The sequence below is a fragment of the Streptomyces sp. NPDC058464 genome (assembly GCF_042721035.1).
Lineage (GTDB): Bacteria > Actinomycetota > Actinomycetes > Streptomycetales > Streptomycetaceae > Streptomyces.
The window spans coordinates 26,432-45,176 of sequence record NZ_JBHXMA010000004.1 but is presented as its reverse complement, the minus strand read 5'-3'; the positions used below and the strand labels follow the sequence as shown (position 1 = coordinate 45,176).

Genomic DNA, 18,745 nt, shown 5'->3' with positions numbered 1-18,745 from the left:
CCGCCGTGGGCTCTTGTCTGGCCCTGATGATGCGGAGGGAACGGCCATGGGCGGCTGGGAGGATCGGTCAGAGGTCGGGGGGCGGGATTGGCGGATCGGCCAATGTGGATGGGCGGGTGAAACAAAGGGGGCAGTGCGATGGCGCTCCGGCTGCGGGTGAGTGGGGGCTGGTCGCGCAGTTCCTCCCCCAGCCTTCGGCCGGGGGTACCCCCAGCGCCCCTACGGGGCGCTTCACACATACCCAGCTGCGGGCAGGCGTGCCGCAGGGCGGCACGGGTGGGCGCTGGGGGTCCCACCTCTGGGGAGGCACCCTGCCAGCGCCGGTAAGCGTCCCCCACCCCGGCCCCAGCCCCAGCCCCCCTACCGCAGCGCCTCCGCGACCTCCCGCGCCGCGTCCATCACTCGCGCCCCCACCCTCTCCGGCACGGCGTCGGCCAGCATCACGACCCCGACGCTGCCCTCGACGCCGGTGACCCCGAGCAGCGGTGCGGCGGCACCGCTCGCCCCGGCCTCCAGTTCGCCGTGGGTCAGCGTGTAGCCGGGGTCGTCGCGCGGCTTGTGCCGTGCGGCCAGGATCGCCCTGCCGGCGGCCCCGCGGTCCAGCGGATGCCGGAACCCGGCCCGGTAGGCCACGTGATAGTCGGTCCAGGTCGGCTCGACGACCGCGACGGCGAGCGCCTCGGTCCCGTCGACCAGGGTCAGATGCGCCGTCGCCCCTATGTCCTCGGCGAGCGAACGCAGCGCCGGCAGAGCCGCTTCCCGTACGAGGGGATGCACCTGCCGACCGAGACGCAGCACGCCCAGCCCGACCCGGGCTCGCCCGCCCAGGTCACGCCGTACCAGCGCATGCTGCTCAAGCGTGGCGAGCAACCGGTACACCACGGTCCGGTTCACGCCCAGTTTGTTGGAAAGCTCGGTGACGGTCAGCCCGTGGTCCGTGTCGGCCAGCAGTTTGAGGACGCGCAGTCCCCGGTCGAGCGTCTGAGAGGTCTCCGCGGTCACGACGCCCACTCCTTAAGTGGTGAGGTCGGCAACCTCCGACGCGGCGGATGCGTCGCCGAGTCCCGTCAGCGACGCGCTTCAGAGGCCGCCGATCGGCAGGACGGCCCGGCGGCTCCGGGCCCAGTCGCTTCACGGCTGCGCTCCGCGGCGGCGCTGCCACGGGGCGTGTGCGTAGGCGGACAGTAGCGAAGCGGGTTCGCTGAGCGGAAGCCTCCGTCCAGAATCCGGTCACGTACCGGTATGGACTACTGCGGAATGCACCGGTATGTGCAAAGCGAAGTACGCAGCGCCCTCGCAACAGCGCCCCCTAAGGGGCGCGGGGAACTGCGCGAACAACCCCCACCGGCCCGCACCCGGCCGACTACCTCATCCGCGTAGCCCACTCCTGCACTTTCGCAATCCGCTGCCGCAACTGCCCCGCCGTGGCCTCCGCACTCGGCGGCCCGCCACAGACCCGCCGCAGCTCGGTGTGAATCACCCCGTGCGGCTTCCCGCTCTGATGCACATAAGCGCTGACCATCGTGTTCAGCTGCTTCCGCAGCTCCATCATCTCCTTGTGGGAGACCACGGGCCGCCGCTCCGCGGGCAGTTCCAGCAGGTCGGCCTCGGTGTCCGGCTTCTTGCGGCTGTGCGCGATCTGCCGGGCCTGCCGCTTCTGCAGCAGCAGCTGCACCTGGTCGGGTTCGAGGAGCCCCGGGATGCCGAGGTAGTCCTGCTCCTCCTCGCTCCCCGGGTGGGCCTGCATGCCGAACTCGGCGCCGTCGTAGAGCACCCGGTCGAAGACGGCCTCGGACTCCAGCGCCTCGAAGGCGAACTGCTCCTGCTCGCCGGTGTCCTCGTCCTGCTCCTTGTTCGCCTCCTCCATCTCCTTCTCGGACTCGGCGTACGGGTCCTCCTCGCCGTCCTTCTTCGGCTTGTCGAGGGCGTGGTCGCGCTCGACCTCCATCTCGTTGGCGAAGGTCAGCAGATCCGGGACGGTCGGCAGGAACACGGAGGCGGTCTCGCCGCGCCGCCGGGACCGCACGAAACGGCCGACGGCCTGGGCGAAGAAGAGAGGGGTGGAGATGGTCGTCGCGTAGACCCCGACCGCGAGCCGGGGCACGTCGACGCCCTCGGACACCATCCGCACCGCGACCATCCACCGGTCGTCACTCGCGCTGAAGTCGTCGATCCGCTTGGAGGCGCCGGTGTCGTCGGAGAGGACCAGGGTCGCCTTGGTCCCCGTGATCTCACGGATCAGCTTGGCGTAGGCGCGCGCCGATTCCTGGTCGGAGGCGATGACGAGGGCCCCCGCGTCCGGAATCCCCTTCCGCACCTCGGTCAGCCGCTGGTCGGCCGCGCGCAGCACCGCCGGCATCCACTCGCCGCGCGGATCGAGCGCCGTTCGCCAGGCCTGGCTGACGGCGTCCTTGGTCATCGGCTCGCCGAGCCGCGCGGCGATCTCGTCACCGGCCTTCGTCCGCCAGCGCATGTTGCCGCTGTAGGAGAGGAAGATGACGGGGCGCACGACGTGGTCGGCGAGCGCGTTGCCGTACCCGTAGGTGTAGTCGGCGGCGGACCGCCGGATCCCGTCCTGCCCTTCCTCATAGGTCACAAAAGGAATGGGATTGGTGTCGGACCGGAACGGCGTACCGGTCAGGGCGAGGCGCCGGGTCGCCGGCTCGAACGCCTCCAGGCAGGCCTCGCCCCAGGACTTGGAGTCACCGGCGTGGTGGATCTCGTCGAGGATGACGAGGGTCTTGCGCTGCTCGGACCGGTTGCGGTGCAGCATCGGCCGCACACCGACACCGGCGTACGTCACGGCGACCCCGTCGTACTCCCGGCTGAGCGGTCCGGCGCTGTACTCGGGATCGAGCTTGATCCCTATCCGCGCCGCGGCCTCCGCCCACTGCTTCTTCAGGTGCTCGGTGGGGGCGACGACGGTGACCTGCTGCACGACATGGTGGTGCAGCAGCCAGGAGGCGAGCGTCAGCGCGAACGTCGTCTTCCCGGCGCCGGGCGTGGCCACGGCCAGGAAGTCGCGCGGCTGCTCCTGGACGTACTTCTCCATGGCCCCCTGCTGCCAGGCACGCAGCCTGCTGGCGGTACCCCAGGGCGCCCGGCCCGGGAAGGCCGGCGAGAGGTGATGGGAGGACGAGGAAGCAGAGGCGGCGGTGGTAGTCACGGTCTCCGTAGTAAGGGGGGTAAGGGGGTTGGGCGGCTACGTATGACAACCGGGCCACCCTACCGGCGCGCCACGGCGGTCAACGCGCGGACAAGGCCGGGTCACCCCCGGGTGGGACTCACGTCACAGATCACGAAGCCGCCGCGCGATGACGCCGACGCCGCTCTCCGCGCCGGAGGCCACATCGACGACCAGGTCGTATGCGGTGTCCTGCGCCACGTCGGCGCGATCGACGCCGCTGACGGCGAGGAAGGTCGCCGTGGCCGGCCACACGGTGCGCTTGTTGCCGTCGACCAGGGGGTGGTTGCCGGCTGTTGCCGTCGACCAGGGGGTGTTGCCGGCGAGACCGTGCAACAGCGCGGCCGCCTGCTCGTACCGGACCGGTCCGGGTAGGCCGTCGTCCATCCTGGCCCGCGGCCGGTGCACGGCCGACGATCGAGTTACGACGCCCGCTCCCGCAGCCGCGTCGCCACCCAGGCGCCGACGAGGGCCACCCCCGCCATCGGCAGGAAGACCACGGCGAAGGCCGCAGGATGCGAACCGGAGCCGGCCGCCCCCGTCATGCTGCCGCCGCCCAGGGACGCGAAGGCCGCGCCGGTCGCGGCGAGCAGGACGACGTTCGAGAGGGCGTCGGAGATCTGCAGGGCGGCGGAGTTGGCGCCGGCCTCCTGCGGGGCGGAGAGCCGCAGCATCAGCACGCTGGCCGAGGCGATCACCAGGCCCATCCCGAAGCAGCCGAAGCCCCAGGCGACGGCGACGGTCCACACCGGCACGCCGGGCACGAGCACCGTCGGCGCCGTGGCGATCGCCGCCGCCACCAGCACCATCCCCAGCGTCATCAGCCGCTCCCGGTACGGCTCCATGCGCGGCCGCGCCTGCACCCAGGAGCCCACCGCCCAGGTCACCCCGCCCGCGGCCAGCGAGAATCCGGCGAGGGTGGGGGACAGGCCCCGTTGGGTCACCAGCATCAGCGGCACGAAGGACTCGGCGGAGATGAAGGCGCCGGCCGCGACCCCGCGCAGCAGGACGACGGAGGGCAGGCCTCGCGCCGCCCGATACGTACCGCGGGGCAGCAGCCCGAGCACGGCGGGCACCAGCAGCGCAGCACCGAGCAGTCCGGGTATCGCCGACAGCCACCGCAGATCCTGGGCCGCGTACTGCAGCAGCCCCGCACCGAGCGAGATGCCGAAGGCGAGCCGGATCCGCCGCCGGTCGAAGGCTCCGGCTCCGGGCCCCCCGTCCGCCACGGGCCCTCCGGCCCGACGCCGTATCTGCGGCAGGGCGAGCGCCACCGGAAAGACCACGAGCACCGGAATCCCGAGGAACACCCACCGCCACCCGAGCTGCTCGGTAACCGCACCGGCGGCCAGCGGCCCGACGACGGACGGCACCACCCACCCCGCGGCGAACGCGGCCATGATCGCGGGCCGCAACCGCTCCGGGTAGGCCCGCCCCACGACGACGTACAACGCGACGATGACCAGCCCGCCACCGAACCCCTGCACGGCCCGCCCCGCGATGAACACCCACATGCTCTGCGCGGTCCCGGCCACCACCAGCCCGGCGGCGAAGGCCCCGATCCCCGTCGTCAGCGCCCCGAGCGGTCCCCTCCGGTCCGACCACTGCCCGGCCAGCACCATCCCGAACAGGCTGGTCGTGAAGTACCCGGAGAAGGCGAACGCGTACAGCGACACCCCGTCCAGCTCCCGCGCCGCGACGGGCATCGCCGTCCCGACGGCCGTCGCCTCGAAGGCGATCAGCAGCACGACGGACACGATCCCGACACTCAGTGCCCGGTACGACCGCCCCAGCACGCCCTGCGCGTCATCGACACTGTCGGCGGTCTCGTCTGCGACGACGGCGTCGCTCGGCTCAAGGGCGGTCATACCGACCACGGTAAGGCTCAATCCCCACTCTGACCCCTGTCGCAAGCCCCACCCCGCCTCCGACCTTGGTCGTACACCCCGGCCCCGGCCCCCCGCTCCCCCGATCCCCCGATCCCCCGGTTCATGAACGCCGTATGGCAGTCCCGTTGCAGGCCCGCCCGCCCCCTTGAGCCCCTCCCCCGCGCCCCCGTACCTTCAGATCACCGACACGGCCGTGTGCCCGAGTGGTTTAGGGACTCGCCTGCAAAGCGAGTTACGTGGGTTCGATTCCCGCCACGGCCTCTGACTGCCTGACCAGGCAGAACGAAAGGGTGGCACCCCTCCCGGGGTGTCACCCTTTTGACCGCCCGTCACGTAACTGGCCACCTGGCCCGACCTCGCGGAGGCGGAACCGAGCTGCGGCATTGGTCGGGCACGTGCCTCAGTGCGCGTCAAGAATGCCGACTTCCATGACGACCGGGACGTTGACCTGCACCTCACGGCGCGGGGCACTACTGCCCGAGAATCTCAGCAGCGGCCGAGAAGCACTCTCCTGGGCAAACGCCTGAAGGACGCGTTCGGCGCGACGCGCAGTCAGGCCGAGGTCAAAGCAGCCGTCGCCAAGGCTTACGCGTCATCCACGGATCGGCCGGTGCGCGAGTTCATTCCTGTACTGGTCGAGCGCCCGACGGGCGTCACACCCGACTGCCGGGCGTCACGGCGGAGCGAACGTTGCCTGTCGGGGCACTAGTTGTGCAGCAGCACCACTACGCCGTTTCTCCCGTTTCTTCCGTGATGTCCTCTCCTCCCATCGTCCCCGTCCTCCCCATCGTCCCCGTCTCTCCCGGGCCGCCCGTCCGCTCCTCTTCTGCCCTGCGGGCCGGTGGGGCCGGGCGGACCGGGGGGACCGGTGCGGCCCGGCGGACCGGAAGGGCCCACCTCAAGGCCGTGCGTCTGGAGTTCGACGTCCCCTGCCCACATATCGTCGATCTGCATTTGATGGGCGACGAGCGCGCCCCACTGCGCGACAAGCGCGACGATCAGGGCGGCACCCAGCACGAGGGGGCGCCGCTTGAGCAGTTTCTCTTTTACGTTGGTCACATTGTCCCTCACGCTGGGTGATGGATGGATGTAAACAGCAAGAAAGGATGTTGTCGATCACCGCACGGAGGCACTGAAGCCCGTCATCGCGGCGAAGCGCGAGCGAGGGTGAGTGCCCCCCCCGAGGCGGCACTGGAGACCGCTCGACCAGAGGGCCGTCCTGCGGAAGTTGACGGAGGAAGGGCGACTCGTACTACTGGCGCACCAGATCCCGCGGGGAAACGGTGGAACGGCAGGGACCAGGAGACTCGCGGACGCGTTCGCGACACGGGGCAGAGGGCACGGGGGCACGCGGCACGGGGCTCAGTTCTGGATCTTGGTGACAGTGACGGCAGGCCTTGGAGTGGCAACAGCGTCCTTGCCGTCCTGGCCGTCCTCGCCGTCCTGGCCGTCCCTGCCCTGTTGGCCCTCCCGCCCGTTCCTCCCCTCCTGCCCGTTCCTGCCGTCCTGCCCGTTCCTGCCTTGAGGGCCGGCAGGGCCGGCGGGACCCGACGGGCCTGGCGGGCCGGAGGGACCGACTGCGCCGCCATGCGCCTGGAGGTCGACGTGCTGTACCCGCAGACTGTCGATCTCCGCGGCCTGGGCGAGGAGCACAATCGACTGCGCGACGAGGGTGGTGATAAGCAACGCACGGAGCACAAGGGGGCGCGGGAGCCTACGCATACGCGTACGCAGCATTTCGTTTGTCCTTCTCACGTCATCTCTCACGCTGTGTGACGGCCAAAGCTTAAATGGCCAGACGTCGGAGAAGTGAACCTCCTCATCGCGTGTCCATTCCAAGACAACCCCTCAGGAAGCCCGCCAAGAAGGCAGCCGGCGACTTCTCCGCAGTTGCGCGCGAACTGCTCGACAGCCGACCTCGGCCACACACCTTCAAAGCGACGTCATCAAGGCGAAGCCCGAGCGAGGGCGAGTGCGGCCCCAACGCGCCACGCGGCATACGCGCTCGTCTGCGGGGTACCGGTGCCGGTTCCGCGGTTCGCCATGTACTGCCGGCCGAAACCACACGTCCCTCCGCCCGGTTGCACGCCGGTTGAACATCCAGGCGACGGAGGAAATGTCCGAGAGAACCCCGTCCTTGACGTACCCATGGCGAACGTGGGGCTCAGTTGCGGCTCAGGGTGACGGTGACGGTAGGCCTCGGAGTGGCAAAAACGTCCTTGCCATCCTTGCCGTTCTTGCCGTTCTTGCCGTTCTTGCCGCGCCTCCCATTCTGTCCGGGCCTCCCATTCGCACCGTTCCTCCCATCCTGCCCGTTCCTTCCTGCCGGGCCGGTAACGCCCGGCGGACCCGAGGGGCCTGGCGGGCCGGAGGGGCCGGGTGCGACGCCTTGTGCCTGGAGGTCGACGTGCTGTACCCGCAGACTGTCGATCTGCGCGTCCTGGACGAGGAGCACAATCGACTGCACGACGATGGTGGTGATAAGCAACGCACGGAGCACAAGGGGGCGCGGGAGCCTACGCATACGCGTACGCAGCATTTCGTTTGTCCTTCTCACGTCATCTCTCACGCTGTGTGACGGCCAAAGCTTAAATGGCCAGACGTCGGAGAAGTGAACCTCCTCATCGCGTGTCCATTCCAAGACAACCCCTCAGGAAGCCCGCCAAGAAGGCAGCCGGCGACTTCTCCGCAGTTGCGCGCGAACTGCTCGACAGCCGACCTCGGCCACACACCTTTCAAAGCGATTTGGATCTCGCAACGAAAGAGCGGCGTCCCGGAAGGGGTGCCGCCCTCGTCGTTGTCCGGGTGGCTACGACTGCCGGGGGCGGGGGTCGGCGTCGGCTGCGGCTGAGGCTTCGGGGTCGGCTGCGGCTTCGGCGTCGGGTGGGGATGGGGCGCTGTCGCGTCGGCGGGAAAGGCGCCCGGCGGCAAAGGGGTTGGCCGGCAGCCAGGCGTCCAGGTGCCGTCGGGCGTGCGCGTGCAGCCGTGTCAGGAGTCGGAGGGCCTGGGCGGCCGGTGGTGGATCGGTGAGGTCGCCGGTCAGGGCCACTTCGACACCGCCGCTGAACCGGGCGGTGTAGTTGTACATGAAGCCGCACAGGCAGGCCAGAACGGTGCCCAGGAGGATCTCCAGCGCGACTACACCGGTGGCGACGACCAGCGTCTCCCACGGCGTCGGCCAATCGCCCGGGGCCACGATGTCCAGCAGCACCGACGTGGCGAGCGCGGCGCCCAGGACGCACACGCCCAGGCCCGTCAGGAAGAAGAAGCTCATGACCGTGACCGACCACGGGTTGGTCCCGGATATGCGCATGCGGGTGGGGCGGCGCGGTGGGCCGTGCGGGAAGGCCTGCTCACGGGGCGGCGCCGGCTGGGACGACCCGCGTTCGGGTGCCGTCGGAGTGGGCGCCGTCGGTGACGTCACCCTGTGGGACGAGATCCTCGGCACCGGCTTACGGGTCGTGCCGCGGGTCCTGCTGCGCTTGGTTCGGCTCATGTCCGCTCCCTGGCTGGTCCTCACCTGCGACGTTAGGTGGCGGCGTGCACCCCCGCATCCCCGGCGGTGACGGTGAGTGAGCAGGGAAGCGTCGCCGGCCGCGAGAGGCACGGTGACGGCCGATCCAGTCAGAGGGTCCGGTCGGTCAGAGGGTCCGGCCAGTCAGAGGATCCGGCCGTGGCCCCCGCTTGTCCCCCGCGCGAGCTACGGGCAGGTGTCCACCGAGTGGTGACGATCTCGGGGCGGCCGATCCGTAGCGTTCGGGCCAGTCGCAGCGCCTGGGCTGCGGATCCTGTGAGGGAGTCATCATGAGGCTGGTCTGGCAGCTCCTGGCGGTCGCGGCGGTCGCCTTCGTCGGAGGGCAGGTTGTCGCCGCGGTGCAGGAGAACTGGTTCCTCACCCTGGTCCTCGGCCTGCTGACGGCCGTGGTCGCGGTGCTCGTCTACGGGTGGGTGGTACGGCGGACCGAGCACCGGCCGAGCGGCGAGGTGGGGCAGGTCGGTGCCCGGGCGGCGTTCGGGCGTGGGGTGGCCATAGGCGTGGTGACGTTCGCGTGCGTCATCGGGAACATCGCCTTCCTCGGGGACTACTCCGTCCACGGGGTGGGCTCGGTGGGGGGTGCGGTGGGAGTCGTCGGGTACATGGCTGCTGCCGCCGTGACGGAGGAACTGCTGTTCCGGGGCGTGCTGTTCCGGATCGTCGAGGAGCGCACCGGGACCTGGATCGCGCTGGTGTCGACCGGGGCGCTGTTCGGGATGATGCATCTGCTCAACAAGGACGCGACCGTGTGGGGCGCCCTCGCCATCGCGATCGAGGCCGGCGGCATGCTCGGCGCCGCGTACGCCGCCACCCGCACCCTCTGGCTGCCGATCGGCCTGCACTTCGGCTGGAACTTCGCCGAGTCCGGCATCTTCGGCACCGAGGTCTCCGGCAGCGGCGGAGCGCAGAAGGGGCTGCTGGACGCCACCACCTCGGGCTCGCAGCTGGTCACCGGCGGGCAGTTCGGGCCGGAGGCGAGTGTGTACTCGGTGGTGTTCGGGGTGCTGGTGACGGTCGCGTTCCTGTGGCTCGCCAAGCGGCGGGGGCATGTGGTGCCGCGTCGGCGCCGGGACGTCCCGGCCGGCTCCGTCGCTACACTGCCCCGGTGATCAGTCCTCGGCGGGCGCCCGGCTGGTGGCACCGGCTCGACGTCGTGGTCCGGGATCTCCCGCTCGGACTGCTGCTCCTGGCCGGGTCGTTCCTGCCGGCCCTGCACGGCAAGGGGACCCAGGTCGGGGAGCTGCCGACCCGGCCCTTCGACGCGCTGACCATCGCGGTGCTCGGCCTGGAGTGCCTGCCGCTGGCCGCGCGCCGGCGCTGGCCGGCCGTCTCCCTCGCCCTGGTGTCCCTCGGCTTCGCCGTCGACCAGCTGCGCGGCTACCACTCGGTCGCGGGCACCGCGCTGCCGCTCGCCCTGATCAGCACCGGCGCCCATCTGGAACGGCACCGGCGGCCCGCCGCGCTCCTGTTCTCCGCGGCCTACGTGCCGTTGGCCGTGGCGCTGTACCGGCTGGGGTCGGGGGGCGAGACGGTGAGCGGGTTCGTGACGTTCTATCTGGCGCTGGTCCTCGCGTGGGGCATCGGTGCGTGGCTGCGCTCCACCCGGGCCGCGGAGGCCGACCGCCGGCGGCGGGTCGCCGAGGACACCCGCACCGCCGAGCGCACCCGAATCGCCCGTGAGCTGCACGACGTGGTGACCCACCATGTGACGGCGATGGTCGTGCAGGCGGAGGCGGCCCGGTATCTGACCGCCGCGCCGGACCGCCTCGACCAGACGCTGACCGCCGTCACCGACACCGGACGGCGGGCCATCTCCGACCTGCGCCACCTGCTCGACCTGCTCAATCCCGACCACGGCACGGACACCGGCACCGGTGGTACGGGGGGCAGGACACCGCCGACCGGGCGGCTGCTCACGCTCGTGGAGCAGACGCGGCGGGCCGGGCAGCCGGTGGAGTTCACCGAGGAGGGCACGCCGACGGAGCCGGCCGGCAGCGCCGACCTGGTGGCCTACCGGGTGGTGCAGGAGGCTCTGACGAACGCCCTCAAGTACGCCCATGGCAGCCGCACTTCGGTCCGGGTGCGGCACGGCGGGAAGGAGATCACCGTGGAGGTCGGCACGGACGGGTCCGGCCCGGCCCCGGCGTCCCTGGGCGGGAGCGGGCGGGGCCTGGCCGGTCTCCGGGAGCGCGTGGCCGTGCTGGGCGGCGAGTTCAGCGCCGGGCCCGCGGACGACGGCCGCTTCGTCGTCCGGGCCCGGATACCCGCGGGGAGCCCGGCATGACAGGCGTGAACGGCATGACAGGCACGAACGGCACGAACGGCGTGACCGCCGGCGGCGGCGAGGCACCGGTCCGGGTCCTGGTCTGCGACGACCAGGTGCTGATCCGCACCGGCCTCGCGACGATCATCGACGCCCAGCCCGACCTGGAGGTGGCGGGCGAGTGCGGGGACGGGCGGGCCGCGGTCGACCTCGCCGCCCGGCTGCGCCCGGACGTCGTCGTGATGGACGTCCGGATGCCGGTCCTCGACGGCATCGAGGCCACCCGGCTGCTCGCCGGTGCCGGGGTGCCGCATCCGGTGAAGGTGCTCGTGGTGACGACGTTCAACCTGGACGAGTACGTCTACGAGGCCCTGCGCGCGGGCGCCAGCGGCTTCCTGCTCAAGGACGCGCCGCCGGACCGGCTGCTGCACGGCATCCGGACCGTGGCCACGGGCGCGGCCCTGCTGGACCCCGAGGTGACCCGGCAGCTCGTGGGCCGCTACGCCGCCCGCATCCGCCCCGCGGACGGCGGTACCCCGCACGGCGTTCCGCTGACCCCGCGCGAGCTGGAGGTGCTGCGGCTGATCGCGGAGGGCCTCTCCAACGGTGAGATCGCCGCGGCCCTCGTGCTCAGCCCGGAGACCGTCAAGACCTTCGTGTCCCGCATCCTCGCCAAGCTGGGGCTGCGCGACCGCGTCCAGGCCGTCGTCTACGCCTACCGCCAGGGCCTCGTGACCTGACCCGCCCCGGCCGCCGCTACAGCACCCCGCCGGCCTCGTCCTGGAACAGCTCCGTCCAGTAGTGCCAGTTGGCGTCCGTCGTGACGGGGGTGGGGTCGATGGCCGCGAGGGTGTGGAGCATGGTCGCGGCGAGCTGGTCGTAGGCCTCCGTGGTGAGTTCGTGGTTCAGGTGCTCGTCGATGGTGCGCTCGTGGTGCAGGAGCCAGAGGGTGTAGGCGAGCGTGGAGATGTCCGTGTTGAGGGGGTAGAGGGTCGCCTCGGGTTCGGAGAAGTTGAGGATCGCGCCCGTGGTGCCGTCCACGACGAGGCTGTTGTCCTCGACCAGGTGGCCGAGGCGTATGAGCCGGTCGGCGTGGGGCGGGAGGTCGTCCAGGGGGAAGCCGCCCGGGTGGATGTCGGTGAAGTACTCCCAGAGGGTGGGGAGCGGGCCGTCCGGGTCGAGGTGGAAGAGGACCGCGTCCTCGGGGATGCCGGTCTCGCGCAGGAAGCGGCGGGTCGGCTCGTGGGTGAGCGTGGGCGGGAAGTCGACCTCCTCGAAGCGGGCCACCCGGCCCTGTCCGAACTCCTGGTCGAGGAGCCGGGCCGGCAGGTCGACGGCCAGCCCGGAGTCGGTGCCGGGGCCCGCGATCAGGCTGAGGGGGCGGATCAGGGCCGTCGCCTTCCAGTACGGCGGGACGCGGCCGGCGGTGCCCTCCTCGAAGAGCTCCAGGAGCTTGCGGGAGGCCTCGGTCGCCGCCTTCGTGCCGTACGTCCCGGCGAGGGAGGCGAAACGGCCGCGCAGGCCCGTCAGTTCCTCGGTGACCGCCGCGAAGCGCAGCAGCGTCTCCAGCGAGGGCGCCAGCGGGCGCGGGTCGGTGGGGTCGACCAGGTAGGCCGTGGAGATCTCGCCGGTGCCGCCGTCGAGGAGGATCGACTCCGGGTCCAGGCCGGCCGGGGCCAGCAGTTCCCCTATCACCAGGCGGTCCCGGAGCTCCTCCGCGAGCCGGGACGGGCCGTCCGTGACGTCCGCCAGCGTGCGCAGGCCGACCGTGCGCAGCGGCTCGAACGTCAGCAGGCCGCCGCTGTCGGGCAGTCCGGGGCCGGCGAGCCGGCTGCGGGTCGGTTCGTGCGTGATGTACCGGTCCAGTTCTGCCTCGGTCAGCGTGATCGCCGTCGCACCGCTGCCGGTCGTGCTGATCGTGCTCATCGCTGCCCCCGCGATCAATGTGTTCAAGTCGTGCAAATAGCAAGTAGCAAGAAGGTCGAGTCGAGTGGTGCGTGGTGCGTCCTGCGTCGAAGTCAGTGGGGTATGGCGGGCCGTCCGGGCTTCCCCTCCGGAACGGTCGTCCCCACTGCCCAGAACACTACGCCGCGGCACTGACAACGCCCCGCAGAAGAGACGTCAGAGGACCCTCGCCCGTTCCGTCCCGGTGAGAATCGCTTCCACCGTCTGTTCCACGGTCAGCTCCGATGTGTCCAGCCACAGCCCCAACGGCTCGGTGCGCAGGCGCAGTTCCGCGTCCAGATCGGCGACCGTCCACGCGGGCCCGTATCCGGTCTTCGGCCGTGCCGCGTCCCTCGCCGCCACCGCCTCGGGGCTCGGGGCCAGGACGACGACGTGCAGCGGGCGGGTGCGGATCCGGCCGACGTACGACGTCAGCTCCGGGCCCAGCAGCACGTCCTGGACGATCGCGGTGAACCCGGCCTCGGCGTACGCGTCCGCCGTCGCCGCCGACAGGCGGTACCGGAGGTGCAGCTGGGCCGTGGCCTCCTCGGCGGCGTCGGGGGTGTAGTCCTGCCGCCCCGAGACGATCATCCGGCGGAAGACGTCGCCGCGGACGTGCGCGGCGCGCGGCAACCGCTCGGCGAGCGCCTGGGCCACCGTCGACTTGCCGGACGCCATCACCCCCGCGATCACCACGACCCCGGAGAGGCTCACAGACCCGTGACCACCGCCGCCTGCGGGCGGATCGGGAGGCGGTTGACCGGGCGGCCGGTCGCCGCGCGGACGGCCGAGGCGATGGCCGCCGGGGACGTCACCACCGGCACCGCGCTGACCGACTTGGCGCCGAAGGGGGCGACCACGTCGCGCTCCTCCACGAGCTTGACGATCCGGATGTCGGGGGCGTCGAGGGCGGTCGGCAGGGCGTATCCGGTGAGGTCGGGGTGGCGGATCAGCCCGCGCGGGGTGCGCAGGTTCTCCGTCAGGGCGATGCCCACGCCCTGCGTGACACCGGCCTCGATACGGGCGTTGAGCTGCGCGGGGTTGAGGATCCGGCCGACGTCCTGGGCGACGGCGAGTTCCACGACCCGCACCGAGCCCAGCTCGATGTCGACGTCGACGACCGCGCGGATCGCGCAGAAGGCGAGGCCGACGAAGGCGTCGCCCTGGCCTTCGGCGTTCAGCGGCTCGGTCGGATGCGGGCGGCACTGGGCGGTGGCCCACAGCTCCTTGCCGTCCAGCGCCTCGGTCACGGTGGTCGACAGGACGCCGTCGTACGACGTGATCTTGCCGTCGGTGATCTGGAGCAGCTCGGTGGACATGCCGAACTTGTGGGCGAGGGGCTGCAGAAGCTGGGTGCGGACCATCTTGGCCGCGCGTTCGACGGCGCCGCCGGAGACCCAGGTGTGGCGGCCCCGGCAGCCCGGGCCCGCCGGGGGCTGGTCGGTGTCGACGGGGGCCACGTGGACCTCGTCGATGCCGAGGGTGTCCTGGACGATCTGGCGGGCCAGCGTGGTGAAGCCCTGGCCGGTCTCCACGGCCGCGCAGAGCACGGTCGCGATGCCGTCGTGGACCTTGACGGTGGCCGTCGAGACCTCGTCGGCGCCCTCCGCGCCGAGCATGTGCACCATGCCGAGGCCGTAGCCGACGCCCCGGCGCACCGCGCCCGGCTCGCCCGCGCCCTCGGGGCCGCCGGGCAGCAGCCACTCGTCCTCGGGGGTGTCCTTGGGCAGCGCGGGGAGCGGGAAGTCCTGTACCGCCTGGAGGAGTTCGGCGACCGGTGCCGGGCAGGTCACCGTCTGGCCGATGGGCAGGACGTCGCCGGTCGCGAGGGCGTTGCGCAGGCGGATCTCGGCCGGGTCGAGGCCGAGCTTCTTCGCCAGCTTGTCCATCTGCGCCTCGTAGGCGGCGCACACCTGCATGGCGCCCTCGCCGCGGACGTGGCCGGAGGGCGGGTTGTTGGTGCGGACGGCCCAGCCCTCGATGAAGGCGTTCGGGACGACGTAGGGGCCGCAGGCGAAGGAGACGGCCGCGGCCAGGGACTCGGCGGAGGTGTCGGCGTAGGCGCCCGCGTCGAGCAGGATCTGCGCCTCGACCTTGACCAGCCTGCCCTCGGCGTCGGCGTGGTGCCGGTAGCGGAGCAGGGTGGGGTGGCGGTGGGCGTGGCCGAGGAAGGACTCCTCGCGGGTCGCCGTGAGCTTGACCGGGCAGCCGGTCTTCAGGGCGAGCAGGCCGAGCGGGAGCTGGAAGCCCTGGTCCTCGCGGTCGGCGGTCGCGCCCGGCACGCCGGTGACGACGATCTTCACCTGTTCGAGGGACAGGCCGTAGCAGGCGGCGGCCGTGTTGCGGTCGGTGTGCGGGTCGGTGGAGGCCAGGTACAGCTCGACCCCGCCGTCGGGGCGGGGCACGGCGAGTCCGGCCTCGGCGCCGATGGGGGCGGGGTCGGCGCGGCCGATGCGGTACTGGCCCTCGACCACGATCTCGCCGGTCGCGTCCGGGTCGCCGTGCTGGAGCGGGATGTGCCGGATCAGGTTGCCGTCGGGGTGCAGCGGCTCGGCCTCGAAGGACTGCTCGGGGTCGATGACCGGGTCGAGCATCTCGTACTCGACGATGACGGCGGCGGCGGCCATCCGGGCCGTGTCCGGGTGGTCGGCGGCGACGGCCGCGATGGGCTCGCCGTGGTGGCGTACGACCTCGGAGGCGAAGACCGGGCGGTCCGGGGTGCCGCGGCCGTGGCGGGGGGTGCCGGGGACGTCCTCGTGGGTGATGACGGCCCGTACGCCGGGCATCTCGCGCGCGTGGCTGGTGTCGATCGACACGATGCGCGCGTGCGGGTGCGGGGAGCGCAGCACGGCCGCCCAGAGCAGGCCCTCGGCCCACAGGTCGGCCGCGTACGGGAAGGTGCCCTCGGTCTTCGCGCCCGCGTCGGCGGGCGGCAGCGACACGCCGAGGCCGTGCGGCAGCGGCTCGGGAGCGGGGACGGGGGTCTCCGCGGCCGTGGTCGTGGTGACGGTCTCGTTGGTCACGCCTGGCCTCCGTCCGGGCCGTAGGGCTGGTCGTCGTAGCTCTGGCTCTGATCGTCGTAGGTCTGGCTCTGGTCGTCGAACGACTGGTTGCCGCCGAACGTCCGGTTCCCGCCGAACGTCTGGTCGCCGCCGAACGACTGGTTGCCACCGTACGACTGGTCGTACGACTGCTCGTGCGGGACCTGGATTCCGGCCCCGAAGGTGCCCGGGGAGTCGAACGCCGACGCGTTGACGCCGCCGGCGCCCGGTCCCGCCTGATGCGGAATACGGGCCTCGTCGCCATCCGTCTCAGCGTCGGCGGCGGCGTGTGCCTCGCGTTCGGCGACGACCTCGTTGACGGCGTCCAGGACGCCCCGGTAGCCGGAGCAGCGGCAGAGGTTGCCGCACAGGGCCTGGCGGGTCTCCAGCTCGGTGGGGGCCGGGTTGCCCTCCAGCAGGTCGTGGACGGTCATCGCCATGCCGGGGACGCAGAATCCGCACTGGACGGCTCCGCAGCGGGCGAGGGCGCGTTGCACGTCCGAGGGGCGGCCGTCCTGGGCCAGGCCCTCGACCGTGCGGACCTCGCTGCCGGCCGCGGTGACCGCGGGGACCAGGCAGGAGGCGACCAGGCGGCCGTCGACCTGGACGTTGCAGGCGCCGCACTCGCCCTGCGAGCAGCCGTCCTTGGCGCCGGCGAGGCCGAGGCGTTCGCGGAGGACGTAGAGCAGGGACTCGCCGATCCAGGCGTCGGTGACAGGGCGGTCGGCGCCGTTGACGCGCAGGACGTAGGAGGCGAGGGGGTGGTCGTCGACCGCCTCGGCTTCGCCTTCGGCGTGTTCTTCCCCGGCCGCACCGCCCGTGACGCTCTCGTCGTCGGCTGCGGGTCGCCCCGGTGGGGCGGACTCGCCGTCGGCGGCCTGCGGGTCGTGGGCGGGGTGTCCGCCGGCGGCGTGGGGCGCGTCGGCTCCGTCGGCATCAGGCGATTCGCGGATTGCCCGCAGTTCGCCGGTATCACCCGCTTCGCCCTCTTCGCCCCTCGCCGACGCGTCGGCCACAGGTGGCGCACCGGCGGCCCCGGAGGCGAGACCGGGGGCCCGTGTGTCGCCGCGGCCCGCACGGGGCCCAGCGGGCGATCCAGGGGCCTCCACGGGGTGTTCCCACGCCGGGGGCTCCGTCGCCCAAGGCGCGGACGCGCCGCCCGGCAGGGTGGCCGGCGGCGTGCCGCCCCACTGCTCCATGAGCGCGGATGTGGTGAACTCGCCCGATTCGTCCGGAGCGTCGCCGGTCGCGACCGGGATCGACCACTGGCCGGTCACATCGTGACCGGGCGCGGGCGGCGGTTCCTCGTACGTCCACTGCTGGGTCGAGGCCGGGTTGTACGTGAACCGGTCGTCGGCGGGCTGCTCCTGGGGGACCGCGTTCGGGTCGGGCCACCGGGTGCCGTCGGTCGGCGCGCCCCAGGTCTCGGTGCCGGGCGCGGCCGCTATCTGCGGCGGCACATAGCCGTGCCCGGGCGCGGCCAGGGGACTGTCGGCGGACAGCAGGGCCTCGATGCCGCCTTCGGGGAGCTTCACGAAGGCGGTCGCGCCGTCGTCGTAGTCCCCCTGGGGCAACGGGTTCCAGCGGCCGCCGCCGGAGGGCGCGCCCTCTCCATGCTGGTCGTCGGTCATGACAGCGCCCTCCCCAGTGCTCGTCGGGCCAGCGCGGCGACGGTGCGCCGCAGGTGCAGTACGGCGGGCGGAAGCGCCGGCACCGAGCCGTCGGGCTCGGGGGCCGGGTCCGGGATGCAGGCGGCCGCGACGTACTCACCGAAGGCGGCCAGCGCCTCCGGGACGAGCGCGCGGTCGTTGTCCCAGTCGATCAGCCGGGCCACCCACTGCTCGGCGTCCAGGGGCCGGAGCGGCATCGGCGCTATGGCGCCGACGGCGCATCTGACGCCGCGCCGCGCGGGGTCGAGGACGAGCGCCACGGAGGCCACCGAGCGGCCCGGTCCGGTGCGGCCGGTCGCCTTCAGGAAGACCTGCGGGGCGTGCAGCAGCGGCACCCGCACGAAGCCGATCAGCTCGCCCGCGCGGAGCATCTCCACGCCGGCCAGCAGGTGCGACACCGGGATCTCCCGGCGGGAGCCGCCCGGTCCCGCGATGACGAGCGTCGCCTCCAGGGCGGCGAGCACCGGCAGCGCGTCGCCGGTGGGCGCGGCCGTGGCGATGTTGCCGCCCAGGGTGCCGGCGTTGCGGATGTGCGGCGGGCCGGCGGCCCGCGCGGCGGCGGCGAGCGCCGGGATCAGGGCCGCGAAGTCGGGTCGGCCCATGCGCGCATGCGTGAGGCCGGCGCCGAGCAGTGCGTTGCCGTCCTGGTACTGCCAGCCGCGGATCTCGCTGATCCGGCCGAGGCCGACCAGGGCGGCGGGCCTGAGCTGTCCGGAGTTGACGGCGGCCATGAGGTCGGTGCCGCCCGCGACGGGGACGGCGGCGGGCATGGCGGTGAGGGCCGCCACTGCCTCGTTCAGCGTCGTGGGCAGCGTGACGGACTGCGCCGCCTGCGGTGCGTGCGTGGTCAAAACCGGCTGCCCCTTCCCGCTGCCCCACCTGGTCCCACCTGTGTGGCCGTACGGTACGTGCTCACAGGGCGGACGTGGCAACTCTGGCACATCTTCGCAAGCCTCGAACGCACGGGTCCGCTAGGAGGCATTCGCCCACCTCATCGGCGACTTGGTCCGTTTTCTACCTTCATCGCCGGTGCGCACTTATTGACACTCTTCGGTGATCCTTGGGGTCTTTTTCCATTACGCGTTCGGGGCGAGGGCGGGAAGCGGGAGCGGTGAGGGGCCAGGGGCGGGGCCAAGCGGGTCCGGCGAAGTCCGCTGCGGCTCGGCAGCGCCCCGAAAGGGGCGCGGGGAACTGCGCGACCAGCCACGACGGCGCCGCA

General features: G+C 72.2%; 16 protein-coding genes and 1 tRNA gene. 6 read left to right on the top strand and 11 right to left on the bottom strand.

Going from position 1 to position 18,745, the window contains the following annotated elements; genetic code table 11:
- Window positions 1–360: 360 nt before the first annotated feature.
- The 4 genes from ACFWPQ_RS07215 to ACFWPQ_RS07200 all read right to left on the bottom strand — a co-directional run bounded on the left by ACFWPQ_RS07215 (window position 361) and on the right by ACFWPQ_RS07200 (window position 5,052).
- Window positions 361–1,002 (bottom strand): IclR family transcriptional regulator, encoded by a 642-nt coding sequence (locus tag ACFWPQ_RS07215; RefSeq protein WP_384030834.1) that lies wholly within the window; start codon window positions 1,000–1,002, stop codon window positions 361–363.
- Window positions 1,003–1,363: 361 nt separating this feature from the next.
- Complete coding sequence (locus ACFWPQ_RS07210; RefSeq protein ID WP_384030832.1) at window positions 1,364–3,166, bottom strand: DEAD/DEAH box helicase; 1,803 nt, start codon at window positions 3,164–3,166, stop codon at window positions 1,364–1,366.
- Window positions 3,167–3,289: 123 nt separating this feature from the next.
- Window positions 3,290–3,571 carry a hypothetical protein gene (locus tag ACFWPQ_RS07205; protein WP_384030830.1) on the bottom strand — a complete coding sequence of 94 codons (282 nt, stop codon included), beginning with the start codon at window positions 3,569–3,571 and terminating at the stop codon, window positions 3,290–3,292.
- 35 nt (window positions 3,572–3,606) lie between these two features.
- Window positions 3,607–5,052, bottom strand: coding sequence for an MFS transporter (locus ACFWPQ_RS07200; RefSeq protein ID WP_384030828.1), 1,446 nt, complete (start codon window positions 5,050–5,052; stop codon window positions 3,607–3,609).
- 210 nt (window positions 5,053–5,262) lie between these two features.
- Between ACFWPQ_RS07200 and ACFWPQ_RS07195 the strand changes: the two genes are divergently transcribed.
- The 3 genes from ACFWPQ_RS07195 (at window position 5,263) to ACFWPQ_RS07185 (ending at window position 6,153) form a co-directional block, all read left to right on the top strand.
- Window positions 5,263–5,334, top strand: a tRNA-Cys gene (locus ACFWPQ_RS07195).
- Window positions 5,335–5,476: 142 nt separating this feature from the next.
- Window positions 5,477–5,782 (top strand): three-helix bundle dimerization domain-containing protein, encoded by a 306-nt coding sequence (locus ACFWPQ_RS07190; RefSeq protein ID WP_384030826.1) that lies wholly within the window; start codon window positions 5,477–5,479, stop codon window positions 5,780–5,782.
- Window positions 5,783–5,979: 197 nt separating this feature from the next.
- The gene (locus ACFWPQ_RS07185) at window positions 5,980–6,153 is read left to right on the top strand and encodes a hypothetical protein (RefSeq protein ID WP_384030824.1); all 174 of its coding nucleotides are present in this window, start codon (window positions 5,980–5,982) and stop codon (window positions 6,151–6,153) included.
- Window positions 6,154–7,237: 1,084 nt separating this feature from the next.
- Here the strand turns inward: ACFWPQ_RS07185 and ACFWPQ_RS07180 are convergent.
- Together ACFWPQ_RS07180 and ACFWPQ_RS07175 are read right to left on the bottom strand one after the other, a co-directional pair.
- Complete coding sequence (locus tag ACFWPQ_RS07180) at window positions 7,238–7,561, bottom strand: hypothetical protein (protein ID WP_384030822.1); 324 nt, start codon at window positions 7,559–7,561, stop codon at window positions 7,238–7,240.
- 321 nt (window positions 7,562–7,882) lie between these two features.
- Window positions 7,883–8,569: a DUF3566 domain-containing protein gene (locus ACFWPQ_RS07175; RefSeq protein ID WP_384030820.1), complete on the bottom strand. Its 687-nt coding sequence runs from the start codon at window positions 8,567–8,569 to the stop codon at window positions 7,883–7,885.
- Between the two features lie 308 nt (window positions 8,570–8,877).
- Here ACFWPQ_RS07175 and ACFWPQ_RS07170 point away from each other — a divergent pair, with 308 nt between their 5' ends.
- Genes ACFWPQ_RS07170 through ACFWPQ_RS07160 form a run of 3 tightly spaced genes read left to right on the top strand, consistent with a single transcriptional unit; the run spans window position 8,878 to window position 11,611 of the window.
- Window positions 8,878–9,717, top strand: coding sequence for a CPBP family intramembrane glutamic endopeptidase (locus ACFWPQ_RS07170; protein WP_384030818.1), 840 nt, complete (start codon window positions 8,878–8,880; stop codon window positions 9,715–9,717).
- Entirely contained in the window at window positions 9,714–10,892 is a 1,179-nt protein-coding gene (locus ACFWPQ_RS07165) for a sensor histidine kinase (protein ID WP_384030816.1), read from the top strand. Before ACFWPQ_RS07170 ends, ACFWPQ_RS07165 begins: the two co-directional genes overlap by 4 nt.
- Window positions 10,893–10,906: 14 nt before the next feature.
- Window positions 10,907–11,611: a response regulator gene (locus ACFWPQ_RS07160; RefSeq protein WP_384031363.1), complete on the top strand. Its 705-nt coding sequence runs from the start codon at window positions 10,907–10,909 to the stop codon at window positions 11,609–11,611.
- Between the two features lie 16 nt (window positions 11,612–11,627).
- Here the strand turns inward: ACFWPQ_RS07160 and ACFWPQ_RS07155 are convergent, their stop codons facing one another.
- From ACFWPQ_RS07155 to ACFWPQ_RS07135, 5 genes are all read right to left on the bottom strand, one after another.
- Window positions 11,628–12,797 carry an SUKH-4 family immunity protein gene (locus ACFWPQ_RS07155; RefSeq protein ID WP_384030815.1) on the bottom strand — a complete coding sequence of 390 codons (1,170 nt, stop codon included), beginning with the start codon at window positions 12,795–12,797 and terminating at the stop codon, window positions 11,628–11,630.
- Window positions 12,798–12,992: 195 nt separating this feature from the next.
- The gene (locus ACFWPQ_RS07150) at window positions 12,993–13,493 is read right to left on the bottom strand and encodes an AAA family ATPase (RefSeq protein ID WP_384031361.1); all 501 of its coding nucleotides are present in this window, start codon (window positions 13,491–13,493) and stop codon (window positions 12,993–12,995) included.
- Between the two features lie 32 nt (window positions 13,494–13,525).
- Entirely contained in the window at window positions 13,526–15,838 is a 2,313-nt protein-coding gene (locus ACFWPQ_RS07145) for a xanthine dehydrogenase family protein molybdopterin-binding subunit (RefSeq protein WP_384030813.1), read from the bottom strand.
- Complete coding sequence (locus ACFWPQ_RS07140) at window positions 15,835–17,487, bottom strand: 2Fe-2S iron-sulfur cluster-binding protein (protein WP_384030811.1); 1,653 nt, start codon at window positions 17,485–17,487, stop codon at window positions 15,835–15,837. The genes ACFWPQ_RS07145 and ACFWPQ_RS07140 overlap by 4 nt, the downstream gene beginning before the upstream one ends.
- A complete protein-coding gene (locus ACFWPQ_RS07135) occupies window positions 17,484–18,377 on the bottom strand; it encodes an FAD binding domain-containing protein (protein WP_383706587.1) in 894 nt (297 codons plus the stop codon). The genes ACFWPQ_RS07140 and ACFWPQ_RS07135 overlap by 4 nt, the downstream gene beginning before the upstream one ends.
- Between the last annotated feature and the right edge of the window lie 368 nt (window positions 18,378–18,745).

Excerpts from the sequence above, each read along its gene's own strand:
- ACFWPQ_RS07150 (WP_384031361.1), bottom strand. The coding sequence starts at position 13,493 with ATGGCGTCCGGCAAGTCGACGGTGGCCCAGGCGCTCGCCGAGCGGTTG.
- ACFWPQ_RS07175 (WP_384030820.1), bottom strand. The coding sequence starts at position 8,569 with ATGAGCCGAACCAAGCGCAGCAGGACCCGCGGCACGACCCGTAAGCCG.
- ACFWPQ_RS07205 (WP_384030830.1), bottom strand. The coding sequence starts at position 3,571 with ATGGACGACGGCCTACCCGGACCGGTCCGGTACGAGCAGGCGGCCGCG.
- ACFWPQ_RS07155 (WP_384030815.1), bottom strand. The coding sequence starts at position 12,797 with ATGAGCACGATCAGCACGACCGGCAGCGGTGCGACGGCGATCACGCTG.
- ACFWPQ_RS07140 (WP_384030811.1), bottom strand. The coding sequence starts at position 17,487 with ATGACCGACGACCAGCATGGAGAGGGCGCGCCCTCCGGCGGCGGCCGC.
- ACFWPQ_RS07170 (WP_384030818.1), top strand. The coding sequence starts at position 8,878 with ATGAGGCTGGTCTGGCAGCTCCTGGCGGTCGCGGCGGTCGCCTTCGTC.
- ACFWPQ_RS07200 (WP_384030828.1), bottom strand. The coding sequence starts at position 5,052 with ATGACCGCCCTTGAGCCGAGCGACGCCGTCGTCGCAGACGAGACCGCC.
- ACFWPQ_RS07160 (WP_384031363.1), top strand. The coding sequence starts at position 10,907 with ATGACAGGCACGAACGGCACGAACGGCGTGACCGCCGGCGGCGGCGAG.